20 protein-coding genes are annotated in these 21,779 nt (G+C 67.7%); 9 read left to right on the forward strand and 11 right to left on the reverse strand.

Annotated elements, in window-relative coordinates; genetic code table 11:
* Positions 1-78 precede the first annotated feature (78 nt).
* Positions 79-1,296 (reverse strand): monooxygenase, encoded by a 1,218-nt coding sequence (locus tag H4W31_RS33560; protein ID WP_225945805.1) that lies wholly within the window; start codon positions 1,294-1,296, stop codon positions 79-81.
* Positions 1,297-1,556: 260 nt separating this feature from the next.
* On the opposite strand from H4W31_RS33560, the gene H4W31_RS33565 reads away from it, so the two are divergent.
* On the forward strand, positions 1,557-3,701 hold the full coding sequence (locus H4W31_RS33565; protein WP_192770284.1) for an MMPL family transporter: 2,145 nt from the start codon (positions 1,557-1,559) through the stop codon (positions 3,699-3,701).
* Positions 3,702-3,906: 205 nt separating this feature from the next.
* Here H4W31_RS33565 and H4W31_RS33570 read toward each other — a convergent pair whose 3' ends face one another.
* Positions 3,907-5,358: a HAMP domain-containing sensor histidine kinase gene (locus H4W31_RS33570; protein WP_192770285.1), complete on the reverse strand. Its 1,452-nt coding sequence runs from the start codon at positions 5,356-5,358 to the stop codon at positions 3,907-3,909.
* A complete protein-coding gene (locus H4W31_RS33575) occupies positions 5,355-6,047 on the reverse strand; it encodes a response regulator transcription factor (RefSeq protein ID WP_318783553.1) in 693 nt (230 codons plus the stop codon). Before H4W31_RS33575 ends, H4W31_RS33570 begins: the two co-directional genes overlap by 4 nt.
* Positions 6,048-6,450: 403 nt before the next feature.
* On the opposite strand from H4W31_RS33575, the gene H4W31_RS33580 reads away from it, so the two are divergent.
* Complete coding sequence (locus H4W31_RS33580) at positions 6,451-7,221, forward strand: class I SAM-dependent methyltransferase (protein ID WP_225945806.1); 771 nt, start codon at positions 6,451-6,453, stop codon at positions 7,219-7,221.
* A gap of 950 nt (positions 7,222-8,171) precedes the next feature.
* Here the strand turns inward: H4W31_RS33580 and H4W31_RS33585 are convergent.
* From H4W31_RS33585 to H4W31_RS33595, 3 genes are all read right to left on the reverse strand, one after another.
* Complete coding sequence (locus H4W31_RS33585; protein WP_225945807.1) at positions 8,172-9,134, reverse strand: NADP-dependent oxidoreductase; 963 nt, start codon at positions 9,132-9,134, stop codon at positions 8,172-8,174.
* Between the two features lie 94 nt (positions 9,135-9,228).
* Entirely contained in the window at positions 9,229-10,485 is a 1,257-nt protein-coding gene (locus tag H4W31_RS33590) for an MFS transporter (RefSeq protein ID WP_192770287.1), read from the reverse strand.
* Positions 10,486-10,585: 100 nt separating this feature from the next.
* On the reverse strand, positions 10,586-11,161 hold the full coding sequence (locus H4W31_RS33595) for a TetR/AcrR family transcriptional regulator (protein WP_192770288.1): 576 nt from the start codon (positions 11,159-11,161) through the stop codon (positions 10,586-10,588).
* A gap of 117 nt (positions 11,162-11,278) precedes the next feature.
* Here H4W31_RS33595 and H4W31_RS33600 point away from each other — a divergent pair, with 117 nt between their 5' ends.
* Together H4W31_RS33600 and H4W31_RS33605 are read left to right on the forward strand one after the other, a co-directional pair.
* Positions 11,279-11,851 (forward strand): TetR family transcriptional regulator, encoded by a 573-nt coding sequence (locus H4W31_RS33600; RefSeq protein ID WP_192770289.1) that lies wholly within the window; start codon positions 11,279-11,281, stop codon positions 11,849-11,851.
* A gap of 209 nt (positions 11,852-12,060) precedes the next feature.
* A complete protein-coding gene (locus H4W31_RS33605) occupies positions 12,061-12,858 on the forward strand; it encodes an SDR family NAD(P)-dependent oxidoreductase (RefSeq protein ID WP_192770290.1) in 798 nt (265 codons plus the stop codon).
* Between the two features lie 83 nt (positions 12,859-12,941).
* Here H4W31_RS33605 and H4W31_RS33610 read toward each other — a convergent pair whose 3' ends face one another.
* Positions 12,942-13,403: a nitroreductase family deazaflavin-dependent oxidoreductase gene (locus H4W31_RS33610; protein ID WP_192770291.1), complete on the reverse strand. Its 462-nt coding sequence runs from the start codon at positions 13,401-13,403 to the stop codon at positions 12,942-12,944.
* On the reverse strand, positions 13,400-14,179 hold the full coding sequence (locus H4W31_RS33615; RefSeq protein ID WP_192770292.1) for an SDR family NAD(P)-dependent oxidoreductase: 780 nt from the start codon (positions 14,177-14,179) through the stop codon (positions 13,400-13,402). The genes H4W31_RS33610 and H4W31_RS33615 overlap by 4 nt, the downstream gene beginning before the upstream one ends.
* Positions 14,180-14,303: 124 nt before the next feature.
* Here H4W31_RS33615 and H4W31_RS33620 point away from each other — a divergent pair, with 124 nt between their 5' ends.
* The 3 genes from H4W31_RS33620 (at position 14,304) to H4W31_RS33630 (ending at position 16,791) form a co-directional block, all read left to right on the forward strand.
* A complete protein-coding gene (locus H4W31_RS33620; RefSeq protein ID WP_192770293.1) occupies positions 14,304-14,942 on the forward strand; it encodes a TetR/AcrR family transcriptional regulator in 639 nt (212 codons plus the stop codon).
* 246 nt (positions 14,943-15,188) lie between these two features.
* Positions 15,189-15,533, forward strand: coding sequence for a hypothetical protein (locus H4W31_RS33625; protein WP_192770294.1), 345 nt, complete (start codon positions 15,189-15,191; stop codon positions 15,531-15,533).
* A gap of 265 nt (positions 15,534-15,798) precedes the next feature.
* Entirely contained in the window at positions 15,799-16,791 is a 993-nt protein-coding gene (locus tag H4W31_RS33630) for a MerR family transcriptional regulator (RefSeq protein ID WP_192770295.1), read from the forward strand.
* 225 nt (positions 16,792-17,016) lie between these two features.
* Here H4W31_RS33630 and H4W31_RS33635 read toward each other — a convergent pair whose 3' ends face one another.
* Both H4W31_RS33635 and H4W31_RS33640 read right to left on the reverse strand, forming a co-directional pair.
* Positions 17,017-17,424: a hypothetical protein gene (locus H4W31_RS33635; protein WP_192770296.1), complete on the reverse strand. Its 408-nt coding sequence runs from the start codon at positions 17,422-17,424 to the stop codon at positions 17,017-17,019.
* Positions 17,425-17,671: 247 nt separating this feature from the next.
* Positions 17,672-18,904 carry a serine hydrolase domain-containing protein gene (locus tag H4W31_RS33640; RefSeq protein ID WP_225945808.1) on the reverse strand — a complete coding sequence of 411 codons (1,233 nt, stop codon included), beginning with the start codon at positions 18,902-18,904 and terminating at the stop codon, positions 17,672-17,674.
* A gap of 469 nt (positions 18,905-19,373) precedes the next feature.
* Here H4W31_RS33640 and H4W31_RS33645 point away from each other — a divergent pair, with 469 nt between their 5' ends.
* Positions 19,374-20,276 carry a LysR family transcriptional regulator gene (locus H4W31_RS33645; protein WP_225945809.1) on the forward strand — a complete coding sequence of 301 codons (903 nt, stop codon included), beginning with the start codon at positions 19,374-19,376 and terminating at the stop codon, positions 20,274-20,276.
* Between the two features lie 233 nt (positions 20,277-20,509).
* Here the strand turns inward: H4W31_RS33645 and H4W31_RS33650 are convergent, their stop codons facing one another.
* The gene (locus tag H4W31_RS33650; protein ID WP_192770297.1) at positions 20,510-20,794 is read right to left on the reverse strand and encodes a hypothetical protein; all 285 of its coding nucleotides are present in this window, start codon (positions 20,792-20,794) and stop codon (positions 20,510-20,512) included.
* 282 nt (positions 20,795-21,076) lie between these two features.
* Between H4W31_RS33650 and H4W31_RS33655 the strand changes: the two genes are divergently transcribed.
* Complete coding sequence (locus H4W31_RS33655) at positions 21,077-21,694, forward strand: SUKH-4 family immunity protein (protein WP_192770298.1); 618 nt, start codon at positions 21,077-21,079, stop codon at positions 21,692-21,694.
* Positions 21,695-21,779: the final 85 nt, after the last annotated feature.

A 21,779-nucleotide genomic window follows, 5' to 3' on the forward strand; every position in this document is an offset into this window, starting at 1 on the left:
TCAGTGCGGAAGTGTGTGAGCTCAGAGTCGTTTCTCGGCTCGTCGACCTCGGTGAGCTCACACACGTTCGACGCTTCCTCAGGACTTGCGGGGGGAGACCGTCATGATGCCCGTGCACATCTCGTCGCTGGTGCCGTCGCCCCACACCACGTAGCGGGGCGGCAGCTTCTTCAGCTGCGGCAGCTGTCTGCGCAGCCTCGCGTCGTGCGTACACGTCACCCGCAGCGTGTCCCCCGGACCGATCTCCACCGGCGACGGCAACTTCATCAGCCGCTGGTTGTCGAAGTCGAACTGCGGCACGTCGAGCACGACCTTGGCGTTCGGCGTGCCCGGGTTGAGTTCGACCTTGATGGCCCGCCCGAGCAGGTGCATGTGGCCGAAACCGGCGAACAGCGTCATCGGCGCCGGCACCTTCTGGTCGCAGGTCTGGGTGTTACCGGGCTTCGGCACGCCGCCCGGGTTGCATTCCTCCACCTGACGGTCCGCCGACTCGCCGACATCCGGTCCGAACCGCTTCGTCACGTCCGCGATCGAGGCCGCCCGGTCACAGAGCGGACCCGACTCGTCGGCGGCGCAGGGCAGGTCGGTCGGCGCGTCGAGCGACCACGTTTCGAGTTCCCGAGTTTGGGGCGTGCCGTCCGTCAGCCGCAGCCGCACCGCCGAGCGGTCCGACCCGGCCGGTTTGCCGTCGGTCGCGAGCAGGTTGTAGTGGATCTGGAGGATGATCAGGCTGCCCGGCCCCAGCTTGAAGCCGATGTCCTGGTCGAGCAGCGTCTCCGTGGCGCCCGGCGCCCAGGTGTCCACCCACGTCGCGCCCTGGTCGTCGCCCTCCACGTCGGCGCCGGGCACGCCGGTCCCGCCGAAACACTGCCAGCCGAGGCCGGGCGTCTTCGCGTCCTGCTTGCGCACCAGGGCAGCGCGGTCCGGCGGCACCGCGTACACGATGGCGTGGTGCGCGATGGCGACGTTCTCCGGTGCGAATTGGGTCCCGGTCACGAACGCCGTCTTGGTCAGGTCCGGATCGATCACCTGGCACCGGTACTCGTCCGTGCCCCCGCCCTCCGGCGCCGTAGGCGTGTAGGCCTCGGCCATCTTCAGGTCCAGGAACCGCTCGCCGGCGCGCAGCGACTGCGGTGGAGCCGGCGACGCGCCCGCGTGCATGCTGTGCGGGCCGGCAGCTGGGCGCGCCGCACTGTTGTCGGCGTCCGACCCGCAAGCGGCGACAGCAGCGAACGCTGTCACCAGCGTCATGGCGCCCGCCGCGAACTTCCACCGTGGACTGTCAGATTTCCTCATAGCCCGGACGCTAGGACAGATTCCGTCTTGTTTCGTCGTACCGCGGTCGTCATCGTCGGGAGGGAGGTGGTACCGCGGTACTACTCCCGGAGCGCCGTTCGGCACCCGCACGAGAGCCGTGCCGCGTTGCTCATCCGGTCCGACGGCTGTGTCGCCTGGGCCTTGCCAACCGGTCTGATCACCGGATTAACGGTCGTCTCAGATTCGCTCGGTACGAAGTTGGCCTCAGATAAGCGATGCAGCCCGTCAGGAGGCTATTGATGTCAGTCAACGCAGTGCCGCCCAGGGAAGCGCCGCCCGGTCGGTTGGCAGGCCGATGGGTGCCGTGGCTGGTGATCGGCTTGTGGCTGGCGCTGGCGGCGGTCATGGTGCCGTTGAGCGGAAAGTTGAGCTCGGTCACCACCGACAAAGCGGTGGACACCCTGCCGGCCAGCGCCGAGTCCACCAAGGTGGCGGTGCTGGAGGACAGTCTCCCCGGCGGCGAGGACAACACGTTCGTCTTCGTGTACCACCGTGCCGGCGGCATGACCGACGCCGACCGCGCGACGGTCGAGCGCCACTACAACACCCTTGCCGAGCGGTACCCGCCGAAGGCGGCGGCCGGCGAGGACGACGAGGGCCCGGCGACAAGACTCTCCACCGACGGCAAGGCGATGATGTTCACCCTCGACGTGAGCACGACCTACGGCGCACCGGAGGCCATCGTCGGCCCGTTGCGTGACGCCGCGAAGGACCGCCCCGCCGGCCTGGAACTCGACGTGACCGGCCCGGCCGCGATCGACGGCGACATGGACGCTGTCTTCGACGGTATCGACCTGCAGGTCTTCCTCACCACGGTCGTCGTCGTCACGGTCCTGCTTATCCTCACCTACCGCAGCCCGGTGTTGTGGTTCATCCCGCTCGTGGTCGTCGGCGCGGCCGCACTGACTGCGATGGCGACCGTCTACCTGCTCGTCAAGGGCTTCGGCATCGTGGTCAACGACCAGAACTCGGCGCTGCTGACGATCCTGGTGTTCGGCGTCGGCACGGACTACGCGCTGTTGCTCATCGCTCGATATCGGGAGACACTGCGCCACCACGAGAACGTCCGGGTCGCGATGGTCCACGCGCTACGCGGCGCGGCGCCGGCCATCGTCGCGTCCGCGGCCACCGTGGTCGCCGGCCTGCTCTGCCTGCTCGTCGCGGACCTGAACAGTACCAGCGGGTTGGGCCCGATCGGCGCCGCCGGCATCCTGTGCGCGCTGGTGGCCATGCTGACGCTGTTCCCGGCGGTGCTCGTGGTGCTCGGCAGGCGAGTCTTCTGGCCGGCCATCCCGCGGCTCAGCACGGCCGTGCAGGACAAGCCGGGGCTGTGGGGACGGCTCGGCACCGGCATCAGCCGCCGACGGTGGGTGGCCACGCTCGGCGCGCTCGGAGTCCTCGGCGTGCTCGCCATCGGTCTGACGGGTAACACCGGCGCCCTGCGGGAGCAGGACCAGTTCCTGTCCGCGCCGGAGTCCGTCACCGGCTTCACCGTTCTCCGCCAGCACTTCCCGGAGCTCGGCGGCCAGCCGATGACGATCTATACGCGGCCGGCGTACCAGGAGCGGGTGGTCGACATCGTCAAGCGCACTCCCGGCGTGGCAGAGGCCGTCCCGGGCCAGACCGTCGGAGGCTGGGCCGACATCTCCGTGTTCCCGACCGACGCGCCGGACACCGCCGCGGAGTACGACACGATCAAGCGGGTGCGCACCGCCGTGCACGCGGTGAACGGGGCGGAGGCGATCGTCGGCGGGCCGAGCGCGGAGAACCTCGACACCGAGGTGACCACCACCCGCGACGAGAAGCGGGTGATCCCGCTGGTGCTCGCCGTCGTCCTGATCGTCCTCGGGCTGCTGCTGCGCGCGATCGTGGCCCCGCTGGTCCTGATGGCGACTGTGATCGTCTCGTTCGCGGCGGCCTTCGGCGGCAGCGTGTTCGTCTTCGACACGATCCTCGGGTTCAAAGGTATCGACTATTCGGTGCCGCTGCTGGCATTCCTGTTCCTGGTGGCGCTCGGCGTCGACTACAACATCTTCCTGGCCAGCCGGGCCCGGGAGGAGACCGTGCGTCTCGGCACCCGAGAGGGCATGCTAAAGGCCCTGTCGGCCACCGGTGGCGTCATCACCTCGGCAGGGCTGGTCCTGGCGGCCACGTTCGCGGTCCTCGCCACACTTCCGCTGGTGATGCTGATCGAGGTCGGGTTCCTGGTCGCCTTCGGCGTGCTGCTCGACGCCCTGCTGGTGCGGTCGGTCCTGGTGCCCGCCCTCACCCTCCTGATCGGCCGGCGGATCTGGTGGCCGAGCCGGCTGTCCCGTCCAGCGGCAGGGCCGCCGATCGGTCGACACACGCTCGCCGACGAGGAGGAGCCCGCGCTGCAACGGTGAGCGCGGCGGCACGGACGAGATCCGGGACGGGCATCCAGCCCGTCCCGTGTCCTTTCGTGGGCCCGACGGCCGCCGCCCTCCGGTCCTGCGCGACGCGCCGGGCCTGGGGTCGGCGCACCGCGGTGTCCGGCCCCGAAGGTGAACGGCACGGGGTCATGCCCGAAGGCGGCCGTCTCTTGTCCTGCGCCACACCGCCGGGACGGGGTCAGCGCACCGCGGTGTCCTCCCCGGCGGCGCGGCGCGCGATCGGGGCGGGCGGGGCCGCGGCCGGAAGGTCGACCCGAAGCAGCGCGCCACCGCGTGTGGAACGGGCGACAGCGGCCCGGCCGCCGTGGGCGTCGACGACCCGCTGCACGATCGACAGCCCCAGACCGGATCCCGGCAACCCCCGGGCACTGTCGGCACGGTAGAACCGGTCGAACACCCGCGGTACGTCGACGGCGTCGATGCCCGACCCGGCATCGTCAACCTCGAGCACCGCCGACGCGCCCTCGGCACGCAGCCGGACCTGGACCGGCTGGTCCGCGGGGGACCACTTGCCGGCGTTGTCGATGAGGTTGAGCACCGCCCGCTGGAGCGCAGCGGGACGCCCGCTCACCCACACGGAGGTCACGTCGAGCGCGACCTCGATGTCAGGCACGCGGGAACGCGCCCGGGTCGCGGCGGTCACCACCACGTCGGCGAGGTCGAGCACCTCGGTGCTCTCGTCGCTGACGTCACCGCGTGCCACCTCGGTCAGCTCGGCGGCAAGGGTGCTCAACTCGGCCACCTGCGCGCCGAGATCGTTGAGCAACCGGGTCCGGCTCTCCGCCGACAGTGCGCTGTCCAGGGTGCCGCGCCGATCGAGCCGGATCAGCAGCTCGACGTTGAGGCGCAGGCTGGTGAGCGGGGTCTTGAGCTCGTGGGCGGCATCCTCGGCGAGCAGCCGCTGGGCCCGCCGCGAGTCCCGGAGCGCGGCGAGCATCTCGTTGATCGCCTGGATCAGCCGCCGGATCTCCCCACCGCCCTCATCCGGGATGTCGGCGTCGAGAACCCGGGTGTGCGCGACACGTACCGCGGCGGCGGTCAGCCGGTCGATCGGTGCCAGCCCGGCCCGCGCCACGGTCCGCCCGACAAGGGCGCCGCCAACCACGCAGAGCAGCCCGATCAGCAGCATCCCGAACCCGAACCGGTTGATCGGGCTGTCGTCGGCGACGCGGGCCACCTGGACCGCGCCGTCGCCCGCCCGCAGCGTGTAAATGCGGTAGCCGTCCTCGTCGCTGTCGTTCGACTCCATCAGGTCGGCCGACGCGCCCTGCGCCACGCGCCCGGCGCGCCCGCTGACCGGAGGCAGCGCGGGTTGGCCGACCGGCGTCCGGGTCGAGCCGTCGGGCAGGATGACCCGCACCAGCCGACCGGACCCGGGATACGGCGGTAGCTGGACCTGCGCCACACTGGCGTGCTCCGCGTCCGTCGCCAGGACGCGGGAGTCGGCGCGCAGCTGATCCTCGGCGGCGTCCTGCAGCTCCCAGTCCATTAGCTCGCTGGCCACCTGGAAGGCCACGAACACGCTGACCGCGATGGCCGTCGCCGCGATCACCGTCAGCCTGGTCCGCAGGGACCGCCGGCGCCACCATCGGGTCAGCCGGCGCGGTTCCCGGCCGGCGGGCCTGCTCACGGAGGAGTCTCCCGCAACGTGTAACCCAGGCCGCGCAGCGTGTAGATCAATCGCGGCTCACCCTCGGCCTCCATCTTGCGGCGCAGGTAGCTCACGTATACCTGGAGGTTGTTGGCGGTGGCGCTCATGTCGAAGCCCCAGATCGCCTCGAACAGCGCGTCGCGGGTCAAGACCCGGGTCGCGTTGCGCACGAGAACCTCCAGCAGGGAGAACTCGGTCCGGGTCAAGCGCAGCGGCCGCCCGCCACGCCACGCCTCGAACCTGTCGGGATCGACCCGGACGTCGGCGAACGACAGGATCTGCGACTCCCCGTCGGCCGGCGTGCGCCGGCGCAGCAGGGCCCGCACCCGGGCCAGCAACTCCTCGGTGGCGAACGGCTTGGGCAGGTAGTCGTCAGCGCCCGCGTCGAGCCCCGCGACTCGGTCGGAGACCTGGTCACGGGCAGTCAGCATCAACACCGGCAGATCCCGACCCGCGGCCCGCAACCGCCGGCAGGTCTCCAACCCGCCGAGGCGAGGCATCATCACGTCGATGATCAGCAGATCCAGCCCGTCACCGCCCGCCCCGCCGACCCCGTCGAGCACGGCGAGACCGTTGGCGACGGTGCTGGTGTCGTAACCCTCGACCTGGAGCACCCGCTCCAGCGACTCACGGATGGCCCCGTCATCATCCGCGATCAGGATCCGCACGCTGGCCCGCCCCCTTCCAGTCGATGCTTTGCCGCTCATCCTCCCCGATCAACCTGGGGCCAGGATTAGAACCGTCGCCTCTGTGGTGCCCGCGGACGGTGCTCTTACGGATGCCTGAGCTCAGACTTGACCACTGACGGGACGGCAACGAACCGTGGGACCGCCGGCACGGATATTTGCGAGAACGGAGTGCCGGCGCGCCAGGCGCACTACCAGGCCCGCAGGCCGGCGGCGAACTCCGCGCACTGTCATGCCGCCGACCGTGCGCGCCATCCAGCCGGAGCCGTCACGCTCCGTAAGCGACCTGCCGTATCGGTGGACGTTCGGAACTGTCGAGTTCAGTGCGTCAACGCTCTCAGCGAAAACTCTGTCCTTTCTGTTGCCCCGCCAGCAGACTCACGACATGGGACTGGGATTCAAGGGAGACGTTGTCGATTTCTATCAGCGATATCGACGTGGTTATCCGGCGCCGGTCGTCGACGCGCTGACTGCGGCTCTTCGTCTCGACGCAGCCGATGTCGTGCTCGACCTCGGCTGTGGCACCGGTCAGTTGACGCTGCCTCTCGCCCAGCGTGTCCGCGGAGCTATCGGCATGGATCCTGAGCCCGACATGCTCGAACGGGCTCGCGACGTCGCACGGGAAAGGCAAACCGCCAATGTGACCTGGATGCTCGGCGCCGACACCGACGTCCCCGCCATGGGTGCTGTCCTGGGCAACGAATCACTCGGCGCGGTCACCATCGGGCAAGCGCTGCATTGGATGAATCCGGATCCCCTATTCACCAACCTCCTTCCGTACCTTCGTCCCGGCGGTGCCGTGGCCGTCGTGACGAACGGAAGGCCCGCCTGGATGCATGACAGCACCTGGTCTCACGCACTCCGCACCTTCCTGGAGCGATGGCTGGGCGAACCGTTGACCTACGCCTGTGGTACGGATGCCGCCAGCCAGCAGCGCTACGCCGCAAACCTGCGGGCAGCCGGCCTCACTGTGTCGGAAAAGAGTCATGAGTACATGGATACGATCGATCTCGAGCACCTAATAGGCGGCGTGTACTCAGCGTTTTCCGCCGATCGGCTTCCCGCGCGGGGGACCGTGCTGATTTCGGCGAGCAACTTCGAGCGGCCTTGCCCTCCGCCGAGACCTATGACGAGCCTGTACGCGTCAAGATGCTGATCGGCACGAAAGAATAGGCGGGAAGCACCGCCGCATTGTCATGCCGCCGTCCGCGCGCCTCGTATCTGCCAGAGTCGTCACGCTCTGTGGTCGCCTCTGGTGTCGGTTGACGTCTGGACATGACGATGCTCGTCACTGCAACTCTCGCGGTCACAGCTCACATGCGATCGACCTCACCAGTACGCCCGAGGCGATCTTCACAACACCAGATCAACGCACTAACCGGGATTCGGGCACACCACAACCTCGCCGGATGTCTGATCGCCCGTATGTCGGTCTGGGCCGGCTTACCGGCTCTCACCCGACAAGACATATCTCGATATGGGATGCGATATCCCTCGGCAAGATACTGGAGCAGCAGTCCGGCCGTCGGGGCGGCTGGCGGCGATGAGCCGAAATCGAAACCCGGGGCCTTAACTGCGGCGGCGACTTCGCTACCACTCGGCCGCCGCATTCGGTACGAGTACCACCTCTCCCCCGCGGGCGAGGAACTGCGGATCGTCCTCGGCGCGCTTCAGCAGCGGGGCGATCAGCACTGCGCACCGGCGGCCGGGCCCAGCGCGCAGCGTCGCAGCCGCAGCACGGGCGCGCGGCTCGATGTGGCGTTCACCGATGAAAGCGGCAGGGTCGTCGCCCTCGACGAGGTGACTTTCGTAGCCGTGTAGCCGGCCAGGCAGCGGTTCCGGGTTTCGTCAACGGCCCGCTAAACGTCACCCATACTGCCGCTGGCGATCAGGTCGGCCAGGCGGTAACGGTCTCCGACGAGCTGCCACACTCGACACAAGGGTCCGATGCCCCGCACTCGCCCATCCCAAGCACCGCAGCAGCGCCGTTCGGGGGATCATCCGTACCTGGCGATCGCTCGAATGAGTACGGCTGGCACCGGGTCGTCTCGTAACGGGTAGACAACCGATTGGGCTGTTGTGGACCCCCGAGTCGGGACCGTGTAATCAGTCTCTGACCCTCAGTACGAGCTTGCCCTTATTGTGTCCCTGTTCGCCTTGGACGTGCGCTGCGGGGGCATGGGTGAGCGGCAGTATCTTCTGCACCTCGACGTGGAGTTCTCCAGCGTCGATGATCCGTGCGAGGTTAGCCAACGCAGCACCGTCCGGTTCCACCAGGAATGGTGTCACGGTGAGCCCGCGGTGGCCTGCTTCGGTGATGAGTTCGGCGGACGCTCCCGGAATGGGGATGATCAGTCCACCCGGGCGCAGCGTGTCGAGCGATCGAGTACTGGTTCTGTCGGCGGCGTCACCAACAAGGTCGAGAACGACGTCGATGTCGCTCACGGCTTCCTCAAAGGGTTCCTTGGTGTAGTCGATGAGTTCGTCGGCACCGAGGTCACGTAGCCAGTCGTGGTTCGCGGCACGTGCGGCGGCGATGACGTGGGCACCCATGCGTTTGGCGATCTGAACCGCAAGGTGGCCTACGCCGCCAGCAGCCGCGTGTACAAGTACCCGGTGGCCGGGTGTGATGCGGGCGGCGTCGGCGAGGGCTTGCCATGCGGTAAGGGCGGCGAGTGGCACAGCCGCCGCGTGTTCGTGGTCGAGCTTGGTGGGTTTGGCGGCGAACTGGCGTGCCGGAGCGGTGACGTACTCGGCGTAGCCGCCGGCTTGGCGCGGGAACCACGGCATGCCGTACACCTCGTCACCGACGCGTAGGGTGTGCACACCGAAGCCCACCTCTTCGACGACGCCGGAGACGTCCCAGCCCAGGATGAACGGTGGCTCGCCGATGCCAGGAAGGCCGTGCCCGGCTCGTGTCTTCCAGTCGATGGGATTCACACCGGCTGCGTGGACCCGTACGAGTACTTCGGTGGGAAGCGGCTGGGGCCGCGGAATGTCGCTGATCTGAAGGACGTCCGGTGGACCGTACACGTTCTGGGTGATGGCCTTCATGTGAAGGAGTGCCATTTATTTCCTCGCTCTGATCTGTGGATGTGCCGGTGTCGTTCGGAATGAAGCCGTACTCGATTTTGCATATGTCAATGGGCAATGTCGGCGTTGGTTACGCCGACCTCGCCGGTTCCCTGGCCGCCGCTGGGCTGCTCGCTTCGGTGTCGTGCTGGCGTTCGTCCTCGTTGTCCGGGGCCACCCGCCCGACGACGAGGACGACGAGGGCGGCTAGTGCCAGCGCCGCCGCGCCGAGCCACATCGAACTGTGAAGGCTGATGAGGTCGACCGTCACCGCACCGAGGAGCGAGCCGAGGGCGATCGACAGTTGAAAGACGCCGGTGTTCATCGCCTGCGCCGCCTCGACGAACCGGGTCGTGTTCGCGTACAGCCACAGCTGGGTGCAGACGGGCGCCATACCGATTGCGAGAGCCCACGCCAGTACGGCGGGCGTCGTGACCACGGCGTCATGCGCGAAAGCCGCCACAATGGTCATCGAGAGGAGAAATACGCCCGTGGTTATCAGGACGGCGCGGTGCCGGTGGCGTGCAGCTAGGACTCCACCGATGAAGGTACCGACGACGGTGACCACGCCGTAGACAAGTAGGAGAATACTCAGTGAGTTCGTCTGGAGTCCGGTGAGCTGTTCCAGGTACGGGGTGACGAAGGTGTATCCCGCGTAGTGGCCGCCGACGATGAGCACCACGGTGAGCAGGATCGCCCGAACCTTGGGCATCGCTAGCAGCTGACGGAAGTGGCCCGCCACCACCGCCCGGTGCATGGGAATCCTCGGGAGCAACACAAGCTGGATGAGGAACACGACGACCGCGAGTGCGGTGGCCGCCCCGTAGGCAATCCGCCAGTCGTAGTGGGCGCTGATGAAGGAGGCGGCTGGGACGCTGACCACGGCGCCGACGGAGATGCCTCCGAGGACCAGCGACGACGCGGTGTGCACCCGGTCGTGCGGCACCAGCCTTGCCGCCGCGGCGAGGGAGACCGCCCAGAAGCCTCCCACCGCTACGCCGAGCAGAACCCGACCGGCGATGAGGACTGCGAAATGTTGCGCGAACGCCGAGATCGCCCCGGCAACGACGAGGAGACCCGTCAAGCTGAGCAGGACCGTCCTGCGGTCGAGCCGGCCGATGACGATGGTGGTGAGTGGTGCGGCGATGGCGCCCAACAGGGCTGTGGCGGTGATCGCAAGCCCAGCGGTGCCTTCGGAGACGCCGAATTCCCGGGTCATGTCGGGAAGCAGCCCGACCGGTAGGAACTCGGTGACGACGAGCGCGAACGCACCGAGGGCGATGCCCACGACGGCGGCCCAGGACCCCCTGGTCGGGGGTGGTGCGAGATATGGGTCGGCCCGTGTCATGACGGACTCCTCCTTTGGTCAGCAGATCACGCACCATCGGTCGTTGACGGAGCGCACTCACAATTTGGGAACGATCGGTGCGGAATATGGCCAAAAAAAATTAGTCGAGCATGGTCAGCATGCCCTCGACCATTTGCTGCAATTGTGCGCGCGGCACGCCGGTGCGGACCCTGACCCGTAGACCAACCCAGGCATTGAACAGCGACAACGCCAGACTGCGCGGATCATGCCTCCCAGTGATCTCGCCCGCGTCCTGGCCGCGCCGGACGAGGTCGAACACGAGTTGCTGCTCGCGCGCGAAACCCTTCCCCACCCGTGCCGCCGCGTCGGGATCGCGCATCGCGAGTTCCGTGGCGCAGTTGACCGACAGGCAGCCGGCGGGCCGCTGCCCGACGTCCGCCACCGCCGACTCGAACAGCCCTCGAAGCGCGGCCCGGGCACTCACCTCTCGCTCGGCGGCCTCGCGGTTGTCCCGCTCCACCGTGTCTGCGTACCGGTCCAGGGCCTTCAGGTACAAGGCCCGCTTGTCACCGAAGGTGTCGTACATGCTGCGCTTGTGAATGCCCATCCGGGCGACAAGCTCCTGCATCGAAGTCTTCTCGTAGCCCTGCTCCCAGAACAGGGTCATCGCACGATCAAGGACGAGCTCCGGGTCGAACTCCTTCTGTCGAGCCACGGCCAGCTCCCCTCGTGAGATCGCGTCGCCTTTTGGGAACGAACGGTACAGTACCCTAGCCGCCCGCCGATCGCAATAGATGTGTTCCATCATCTATACTCCCAGAGGAGGTGCACCATGGGGCGGGTATCGCAGGCGCAGGCGCAGGAGAACCGCAGGCAGGTGGTCGCCGCCGCGGCCCGGCTGTTCCGCGAACGAGGCGTCCAGGCAGTCAGCGTCGCCGATCTTATGGCCGAGGCCGGCCTCACGCATGGGGGTTTCTACCGGCAGTTCGCCTCCAAGGAGGCGTTGCTCACCGAAGCCACCGTGCAGGCGTTCGCCGATCTCGCCGCGCTGCTAACGGAATTCGACGCCAAGCGTCCGGGCGACCACGATGCGGCCCGTAAGGATCTGATCGACTACTACCTGTCGACGGAACATCGGGACGACCTTGGGCAGGGCTGTCCCACCACCGGCCTGTCTTCGGACATCGCGGGCGAGGATATCGGGGGTTCCGCCCGAGCGGCCTACGCCGACGGCGTGGGCCTGTTCGCCCAATGGCTGTCCACGGACGGCAACGAGGATCTTGCCACCCTCTCGATGCTCGTCGGTGCACTGACACTCGCCCGCGCGACCGCCGGATCCGACCTGTCCGAACAGATCTTGGCCGCGGCCCACGAGGCGCTTGCCCGATACGGCCGCAACCCATGAGGCGCCCTCGCGCGGAGGACTAAACAAGCCGCCACCCTGACCCAGGCGCCGCCCGCCGGAGCAACCGACGGGCGGCGCTTCGTGTCAACCTGCCCCTCTTTGACCGCTCCGGCAGCCTCGGCTTGTAGCATTTAGATGATGGGGGTAATCTAATTAGGCAACGCGGTGCCCATCGGGCAACCGCTTCCGATCCCAAAGGAATCGCCTCCATGTCTGACACGAACGCACAAGGCATCGCCGTGATCACCGGGGCCTCTACCGGCCTGGGGGCCGTGTACGCCGACCGGCTCGCCCGCCGCGGTCACGACCTGCTGCTGGTCGCCCGCAACAAGAGCCGGCTCGACACCGTCGCGGCGAAGATCGCCGAGAACACCGGACGGACGGTCGAGGTACTGGCCGCGGACCTCGCCGACCCCACCCAACTCGCGACGGTGGAAACCCGCCTACGCACCGACGAGTCGATCTCGCTGCTGGTGAACAACGCCGGCGGCACCGTCTTCGGTCCACTCTCCCAGGCCGATCCGTCCCAGATGGAAGACCTGATCACGCTGAACGTCACCTCGCTGACCCGGCTAACCACCGCGGTGCTCGCGGGCTTCACCCGGCGCGGCAGCGGCACGATCATCAACCTGTCGTCCGCGCTGGCGCTCAACGTGCTGCCGGTCAGCGCTGTCTACAGCGGAACGAAGAGCTACGTGGTGGCGTTCACCCAGGCGTTGCAGCAGGAGCTCGCGGAGTCCGAAATCCGTGTACAGGCGGTTTTCCCGGGCGCGGTCCGTACCGAGTTCTGGGACGGTTCCGGTATCGAGGTCTCAGCGTTCCCAGAGGAGTGGGTCATGTCCGCCGACGACGCGGTCGACGCCGCCCTTGCGGGCTTGGACGCGGGCGAGCCCATGACCCTGCTGTCCCTGCCGGACATCACCGACTGGGACACGTTCGACGCCGCCCGCCAAGCCATGATCCCGAACCTGTCTCGGTCGGTCCCGGCCGACCGTTACCAGAGCTGATCCAGCCCGCACGAAAAGCCCTCTCCGGATTGGCCTCGATCACCTCCGGACGAGGGCCACGCGGGCAGATGAGACTCCGGCCCTCAGTCGAAGGCGATTCGCATCAGCCTGCTGGCGGCCCAGTCATCTAGTCGGGTCGGCCTGATGGTGCCGGGGTCGTGGGGCTGGTTGAGGTCGTCGACGATGGCTGCGATCACTGCGGCCCGTTCGGTCGGATCGGTGACCGTTGTTGCGTGCGCCGGCAGGTCTGCTCTAGTGCCGTTCTTGAGGTGGAAGGTGAAAGCGGGGTTCGCTCGTAAGTTTGCGTACCAGCCGGTCGCGCCGCCGCCCGCTCCGCTGCAAAGATAGGTCGCGCCGTCGGCGCGATAGAAGAAGATTTCAATGCGGCGGGGTCGTCCGGTACGCCGCCCAGTGGTGGTGATGTCCACGATTCGTTCGCGGGTTCCGGCCGCGGGTGTGATCTCGATGGCGCGCCTGATCTCGTGCGGCAGGTGCGCAAGTGGATCAGGCGCGCCGCGCTCACCGCGCTGGTCTGCGATCCTCATGCGGCTTCCTTCTGCAAGGCGGGGCCGAGGAGCAGTCCCCCGTCGATGACATACTCGGCGCCGGTGATGAAGGCCGCGTGCGGCGAGGTGAGGAACAACAGCAGCGCAGTGATGTCGGCGGGCTGCCCGAGTCGCGGGACGGCGAACGGCTCGGGCGAGTAGAAGTCGGCGATCGGGGCGTCGCTGCCGGCCGCTGGCTCGGTGATGAACGGAGTGGCGACAACGCCGGGGTGGATGACATTGACGCGGATGTTGTCACGGCCCAACTCGAGGGCAGCGGTCTGAGTGAGCCCTCGAATCGCCCACTTGCTGGCGACATAGGGCGCGTAGAAGGCAGTACCGCCGAGGCTCATGGTGGAGGCGATGTTGACGATTACTCCTCCCCCCGCGCGCCGCAGCGCCGGTGCGGCCGCCTTGATACCGAGAAAGGTGCCGGTGAGATTGATGTCGAGGATGCGAGCCCACGTAGCCCGGTGGGTGGACTCGATGAGGGCCGGCGGGTTCTGCACCCCGGCGTTGTTGACCAGGACCGTGAGCGCACCGAAGGCCGTCTCGGTTTCCGCGATGGCGGCGGCCCACGACTCCTCCCGGGAGACGTCGAGGCGGACGAAATGTGCCCCGTCTCCCAACTCTGCAGCGAGGCCGGCGCCACGCTCGGCATTGATGTCACCGATGACGACGTTGGCGCCTTCGGCATGCAGGGCGCGAACGTGGCTGGCGCCCTGCCCACCGGTGCCGCCGGTCACAAGAACGGTCTGATGGGCGAAGCGGGACATTCGATCCTCCGAGTGCGAGAGACGGCAACCCGCAGAACCGGGTGGTGAGTCGCGCGACTCACCACACCGAAGCTACGCCGCCGAGAGTGGTGAGTCAACCCACTCACCTCGCTATGATGGGCGCATGACCCCAGCACCGTCGGCCTATCACCAGCGCGTGGCGGAGGAGAAGCGGGCGCTCATCGTGCAAGCCGCTACTGAGCTTTTCCTTGAGTTGGGCTACGACCGAGCATCCCTGGCGCGTGTTGCCGACAGCGCTGGTGTCTCGAAAGCGACGCTGTTCAAGCAGTTTCCGACAAAGGCAGCGTTATTCGATGCCATCGTCATCGACTCGTGGGCCAAGAACGACGTCGCCGACGTGCCGCCCGCCGGCGACCTGACGGCCGGCCTGACGGTTCTCGGACGGCGCTACGCGGCGCTGTTGAGCCAGCCGGAGATGACTGACCTGTTCCGCATCGTCATCGCCGAACTGCCACGCTTTCCCGAACTGGCCAAGGCACATTTCTCACAAGGCAAACTGCCGTACTTCGAGTCCGTCCGGATCTACCTTTCAACCGAGCGCGACGCGGGAGCCGCAGACATCGCTGATCCGGAGATGGCCGCAACGCAGTTCCTCGGGATGATCTCCAACTACCTATTCTGGCCGAGTCTGGTGCTCCCCGACTGGACGGTGACCCCTGCCCGCATGACCGCGGTGGTGGACGAAGCCGTCCGCACCATGGTTGCGCGGTACGGCGCCGAGGTTGACCGCCCGGGCTTGTGAAGTCCTTGCCGCATCTGCCGCCGACCGTGCGCGCCACCACCAGCCGGAGCCATCACGCTCCGTGGCCGACCTCCGGCGTCGACCGACGTCCGGAACTGCCGATGACAGGAGGTCGCGACCGTCCAGAGTCAGGGGGACAATCGAGCGGTGACTGTTCGCTCGCATTGGGGTCTCACTCCGCGCCAGAGCGTCGAGGCAGAGTGCACTCGCCGGGGGCGCCAGGCGGTGGTAGGGGGATGCGTCCGGTTGATCACTGGCGCCGATACCGATGTTGCCTTGATCGTCGCATTGGGGGGTCCACACGCACGACGACTCCTTGCTGATCATCCGGCCACCGATCAGCGGTACTGGCTGCGGGTATGGGCAGCCCGGGGGCTGTTGTGGGCGTGGGACGACAACGGTCTGGACGGGGTGCGCATGGCACTGAGAGATCCGCAGTGGCGGGTGCGGGAGATGGCGGCGAAGGTTGTGGCTCGACAGCTCCTCGGTGATCTGCTTCCGGCCGTGGCCAAGCTTCGCGGTGATCCGGTGCTGAGGGTTCACGCGGCGGCTACCCGAGCAGTCGCCATGCTCACCAGTGCTGGTGCCTGAGTCGGGAGTCGACGCGAGGGTCATGCCGCCGTGAACGTCCTCAACTGCCGCAGAGCACGCGCGGCGGCTGGTGACCGTCCGTAACCCTCTGTAGGTCCGACCCAGTCGTCTGCCGGGCCGCTCGGAGCACCATCATGCCGATGACCGAGTACGTGACCTTGGTCGAATGTCCCGGTCGACCTAGCCTGGGCCGTCTCCCGAGATTGCCAGGCGACCTGGTTGGGGGCTTGTATCTCAAGCCGCTTGAGATCGCATAGTGGACGTCGTGGACATGAACGAGCTGTACGCCATCGGGGATGTCGCCCGGCGGACCGGACTGAGCGTCAGCGCCGTCCGGTACTACGCGGACGCCGGTGTCGTCACGCCGGCCGCCAGCACCCCGGCCGGCCATCGACTGTACGACGTGTCGGCCATCGCCCGGCTGGAACTGGTCCGGACGCTACGGGAACTCGACGCCGGCCTGGACGAGATCCGGCGGGTGCTGGCCGGCGAGGCGACCCTGCGCGAGCTGGCCGCCACCCACCTGGCCCTGCTGGCACAGCAGGAGGCACGGCTGCGCAGCCGTCGCGCGGTGTTGTCGGCCATCCTGCGACAGGACTCCACGGCCGAGCAGGTCACGCTGATGCACAAGCTGGTTGGCATGCCCGACGAGGAGCGCGACCGGCTGATCGATGAGTTCTGGACCGAGGTCTCCACCGGCTGGGACCCACCGGAGCGGATGGTCGAGTGGTGGCGGGCGGCCCGGCCGGAGCTGCCCGACCATCCCACCGCGGCCCAGCTGGAGGCGTGGATCGAGCTGGCCGAGCTGGTCCGCGACACCGAGGTCCGGCAGGCCGTACGCCGTGAGCTGTACGAGGTGTGCAGCACCGGCGCCGGGCCGCTGATGACCTCGTCACCGATGCTGGACAGCCTGGAGGCGGCAACGCCGATCGGCGAGGCGGCGATGGACGCGGCGCGGGAGCGGGTGCCGCCGGACTCGCCGCGGGCGCGTGAGATCGCCGACCGGTGGATCGGGTGGCTGACCGGCATCTTCCCGACACCAGACAGCCCCGGGATGTCGGACACGCCCGAGATCCGGATCCAAGTGGCCGACCACATGCTGGCGGGCGCGGAATGGGACCGCACCCCGCCGGAGCCGGAGGGACCGTACGACCGGTACATGGCCCTGGTCACCGCCGTGAACAACGTGCCGCCGGAGCGGTTCCCGTACGAGTGGCTGGCCGCGGCACTGCGCGCGTCCGCCCTACCGACTCCCTGAGCTGGAGGCACGGGATTATCGGCCGCTTGCAACATCGCCGTTGCTGACATGGACCACCCAGTCCTCGTAATACCAGCTGGGATCGCACGCGCAGTCGGTGAACCTGAACCGGAAGTTGGCCCTATACCGACCGACCTGCCCGTGGTCGAGCTGTCCGATCGAATCGCCGACACCCCATACGCCGCCACGTCACGGGGGTCCGGACACAACCCCCGTGACGTTCCCTCATGCGGCGTCGAGGGCTGCGGTGATCTTGCGAATCATGTCCGCCAGAGTGGGGCTGGGCTGACCCTGGTGGGTCCGGGCGGCTGCCTCGACGGCGACGAGGACTGTGCTGCGGAAGTTGTCGGCCTCGGCCGGATCCTGCTGCTTGAGCAGGCTCATGCCTGCCGTCAGGGCCGGCAGCACGTTGTCGGCGATTGTGGCTACGGACTTGTTGTCCAGCTTCATGTCCTTTGGATACTCGGCGAGCACGTGCCCGACCAGCCCGGTGGCGGAGGATAGGGCAATGGAGCCGTCGGTGGCGGCCTTGTGGGGCTTGCCGGCGATATCGGCGGCGGACATCAGCGTCACGGCGCCGTAGGCGGCGGTACGCAGGGTGAACTTGTCCTGATCGGTAAGGGTGACGGACATCGTCGTGAGCTCCTTCGAATCTGTTCTAGGGTTTGAACGGACGGATGGCGAAATGCCGTCCTGGTGGCAGGGGTATCTCGATTGCTGAGGTCGGGCTGCCCGAGGGGATCTCACCCTCGGGAGGCCCGACTTCAGACAGACAGGGGCCAAGCCCAACCCTGCGCGGAAACGTCGACGGTTCGACCGCACGGGGAGACCGTCGGGTGCCGCGGGTTGAGGAAGGGCATGCCGGGGCGCGGGCTCGGTGTCAGTCGTCGATTGCCTGGTAGAGCGTGGTCCAGAAATCGTGGAAAGCGTGCGCCGAGTACGGGGCGGACGTACCGACCTGGGTCAGCAGGATTCCGGTGAGCCGGTTCTGCGGGTCGGCGTAGGTCGAGGTGCCGCTTCCGCCGTCCCAGCCGAACTGGCCGATGGGCGCGTAGTCGCCACGGTAGGTGCGTGCCGCCATCCCGAAGCCCCAGCCACCGTGCTGCCCCTGCCCGAACGAGATGTGGACGTTGTTGACGGCCAGTTCGTGCCGGGCGGCCTGCTGCTCGGCCCCGAGGCGGTTGGTGGTCATCAGCTCGACGGCTGCCTTGGACAGGATCCGCTCGTCGCCGTGCATCCCGCCGTTGAGCAGCATCTGAAAGTAGGCGTTGTAGTCATCGACGGTGGAGGACAGTCCGCCACCACCACCCTGGAACGCGGGGGGCCTGCTGTGGCGTCCCCCTCCGGCCTCGTCCCACACGTGGAACTCCCCGGTCTGCGGATCGGGGGCGTAGAGGGGCGGTAGCCGGTCCATCTTTTCGGCGGGCACGTGGAAACCGGTGTCCTTCATCCCCAGGGGTTCGAAGACGCGTTCGCGCAGGAACGACTCGTACGACTGGCCCGTGACCCTGGCGACGAGCACGCCGACCAGATCGCTGGCAATGTGGTACTGCCAGCGCTGTCCGGGCTGGTGCATCAACGGAAGCGTGCCGAGGCGGCGCATCCACTCGTCCAGCTCCGGCTGCTGCTCTGGCATGTTGGGCGTGAGCCCCTGCTCGAGGACCGCGTTCATGATCGGGGTGCCCAGCGCCGTGAAATCCAGACCGAGCCCGAAGGTGGAGGTCAGCACGTCGCGTACGGTGACCGGCCGCCGCGCCGGCACGGTGTCGTCGATAGGGCCGTCAACCTGCTTGAGCACCCGACGGTCAGCGAGTTCAGGCAGCCACGGGTCCACCGGGTCGTCCAGCCGCAGCCTGCACTCGTCGAGCAGGACCATCGCCGCCGCCATCGTGACCGGCTTGGACGTCGACGCCATTCGGAAGATCGTGTCCCGACGCATCGGCGCGCCACCGTCATGGCGCATCGTCCCGAGCGCCTCGACGTGCGTCTCCTCGCCCCGACTGACCAGAGCGACGAGCCCAGGAATCTTCCCGGACTCGACATGCCCGGCCAGCACGTCGCTGAGTCTGCCCAGCCCCGCTTTGGAGAAGCCGCCGCTGCCAGTTCCCATCATGAATCTCCCTACAGACAGTGTTCGATCTTGCGTGACCCACCCCGGCCTGGCGCTCATGGCTTCACGAGCGAAGAACGAGGTCGTGCGTGGCCCAGTTCGCAGCCCCCAAAGCCGCAATCGCCGAACCGCTCCTGGCACCCACCATCGCCAACCGCGCTGACACCAGGCAGTCGCCGCCCTGACGCCGCCGCTGACACAACAGCGCCTGGTCGGCGACCGGTGACGGTGACGGTGACGGTGTGAACGACACGATCAGATCGGCCCGGTGAAACCGGCCCGTGGCGCGCGCCGACCGCCGACCGCGGGGCGTATGTACCTGGTCAGCGTGCCGGGAGCGCTTGTACAGGCTGGCCTGACGGCCACCGCCGACCAACGGCGATGTCGGCAAGGCAGCGTTGCCCGACGGGTCATCGTTGCGCGTTTGGTCAACGCAGCGATGACCAGTATGTTCACGATCAAGGGAGGGGTCATGGAACTTCGGGACATCGAGATCTTCTTGGCGTTGGCCGAGGAACTGCACTTCGGCCGGACCGCCGAACGCCTGCGCGTGACCCCGTCCCGGGTCAGCCACGTCATCAAGAAGGCCGAACGCCGCATCGGCGGGCCGCTGTTCGAGCGCACCTCCCGCACCGTCCGCCTCACCCCGCTGGGCAAGCTGCTCCGTGACGACCTGCTGCCCGCCCATCTGCAGATCCAGCAGGCCGTCGACCGGGCCGTCGCCGAGGCACGCGGCATCACCGGCACACTGCGGGTCGGCTACAGCACCCCCTGGTGCGCCGACCTGGCCCTCCAAGCGGCCAAGCTGCTCCGGACCAGGTACCCAGACTGCATCGTGCGGACCCAGGAGATCCAGTTCAACGAGCCTCTCGGGCCGCTGCGTCGTGGCGAACTGGACCTCCAGATCAGCGAATTCCCCGTACAGATCCCCGGCGTCACCGACGGCCCGGTCCTGCTCCGCGAGCCCCGGGCGTTGATGGTCCCGGCCGACCATCCCCTGGCCCGCCGCGACAGCGTGTCAATGGAAGACCTGGCCGAGGTACCGCTGATCAGGGCGGACGGGGATTTCCCGAAGTCCTTGCTGGATCTCCACATGCCGGTCCGCACTCCGATGGGTCGTCCGATCCCCCACGGACCGTCCTACACCTTCTGGCCCGAGACTCCCGCCCTGGTCGCCGCCGGCCTCGGCGCCTCGATCGTGGCGGCCCGCGCCGCCCGCTACCACAACCGGCCCGGCATCGCCTTCATCCCCTTCCAGGACGGTCCGACCCTCGACTACGGCGTCCTGTGGCCCGCCACCGGGCAGACACAACTCGCCATGACATTCGTCGACCTACTCGCCGACCTCACCGAAACGACCACCGACGACGAATGAGTACGTATCACTCGACGCCGGTCGACCTCGATGCGAATCAAATTTAGATACCTAGTTGACGGCCTCAGGGAGTTCGTCGATGGTATGGAACAGGGGCGGGCCGATGCTGGCATTCATCTCGTTGCCTGCCAATTCGACCTGCCAGATGACCTAATCCTTAGCCCTCGCGTTCCGGATGCAGGTTCGGCGGCGAACGGGCGCGTAACTATCCCGGACGCGGGGGGCGTGCAGGGCTATTCGGACTCTCCGTTCGCCTGCCGGCGCCAGGTACGCCGCAGCTCCTTTGCTTTGTTGGAGTCGGGCCACATCACGACGTACCGCTGGTCGTTGGCCCGTTTGACCGCTTCTGCGACACCAGGCCCGCCGATCCAGGCCAGCACGGTCGGCAGCGTGCTTCGCCAGCCCACCCCCACGGGCAACTGCTCGGGCAACGGCGAGCTCGGAATGTCGGCGCACTCGGGGAAACAGTCTGCGTAGTCGAGGTTACGGCTCGCTGCGCTCAACAGGTCGTACTGCATCCGTGCCGCCCGGAACCGGGGCGATGTCCATGGGCCACCGAGAACGGTCACCGACGATCATCACTTCCGCCTCAGCGGTGAAGACCAACGCCGCCGCAAAGGTGCTCTCAGCATCAGACGGCGCCGAGGTGGAGCAAACGTCCTTGGTGGCATAACGTTGTAGGAAGTCGTTGACCGCAGGCTGGACCACGCGGTCTGACCCGTGGTCGTGGGTTCACCTCACGCTTCCATCCGCTAAGAGTCCCGCGTGCCCGTGCCGCCGCCGAGTTCGAAGTTCCGGCAGTGCTTTTCAACGTCACCCGCAGCGAACTCGCCGACATCTTCGGCGGGGACCAGCTCGCAACCCTGCCCGCCACCGCTTTCCCGCCCTCCACCGCCGACACCGAGGGCGCCCGCCTCCTGCAGACCGTCGGCATCCCCACCGGGACGCTCTGGCTACGTGAGCCCGACGAGGACTCCGGTCGGCTGCCCCTCGTTCAGGACGTCGTCGACGCGGAGGACTTCGAGGACGCCTCGGAGGACGCGGGCGAATGGCCCGTCATCGGCTGGCTGCTCAACGCCCACCTCGCCCTCGACCCCAGTTCCGGCAAAGTGCACGCCTTCGACGCCGACGAGAAGACCGTGCAGGAACTCCACACGGACGTCTCCTCCCTCGTCCAGGTCACCCTCCGGTTCCAGCGCCTGCTCGAGGAGTTCACCTTCAGCGGCGACGACGGCGACGACGAAGCTGACTTCGAGCGCCTGGAGCGCGAGGTTGCGCGTATCCGTCAGGAGGCGAGCAGCATTGACCAGCTCCCCTTCCAGGACGACGAGACCGTCTGGTCGATGCTCGGCGAGGAGATCGCCGCGGGCCAGCGCTTCAAGGGCAACAGCCCGGGAGCCCGCTCGCTCTACGGGTGATCGCCGGCCGCCGGACTCCGCAAGGTAAGTCCGGACTCCGCAAGCTTCGGGCGGACGAGATAACGAAGCCGGGGCCGTGGAGGTG

Source organism: Plantactinospora soyae (genome assembly GCF_014874095.1).
GTDB lineage: Bacteria > Actinomycetota > Actinomycetes > Mycobacteriales > Micromonosporaceae > Plantactinospora > Plantactinospora soyae.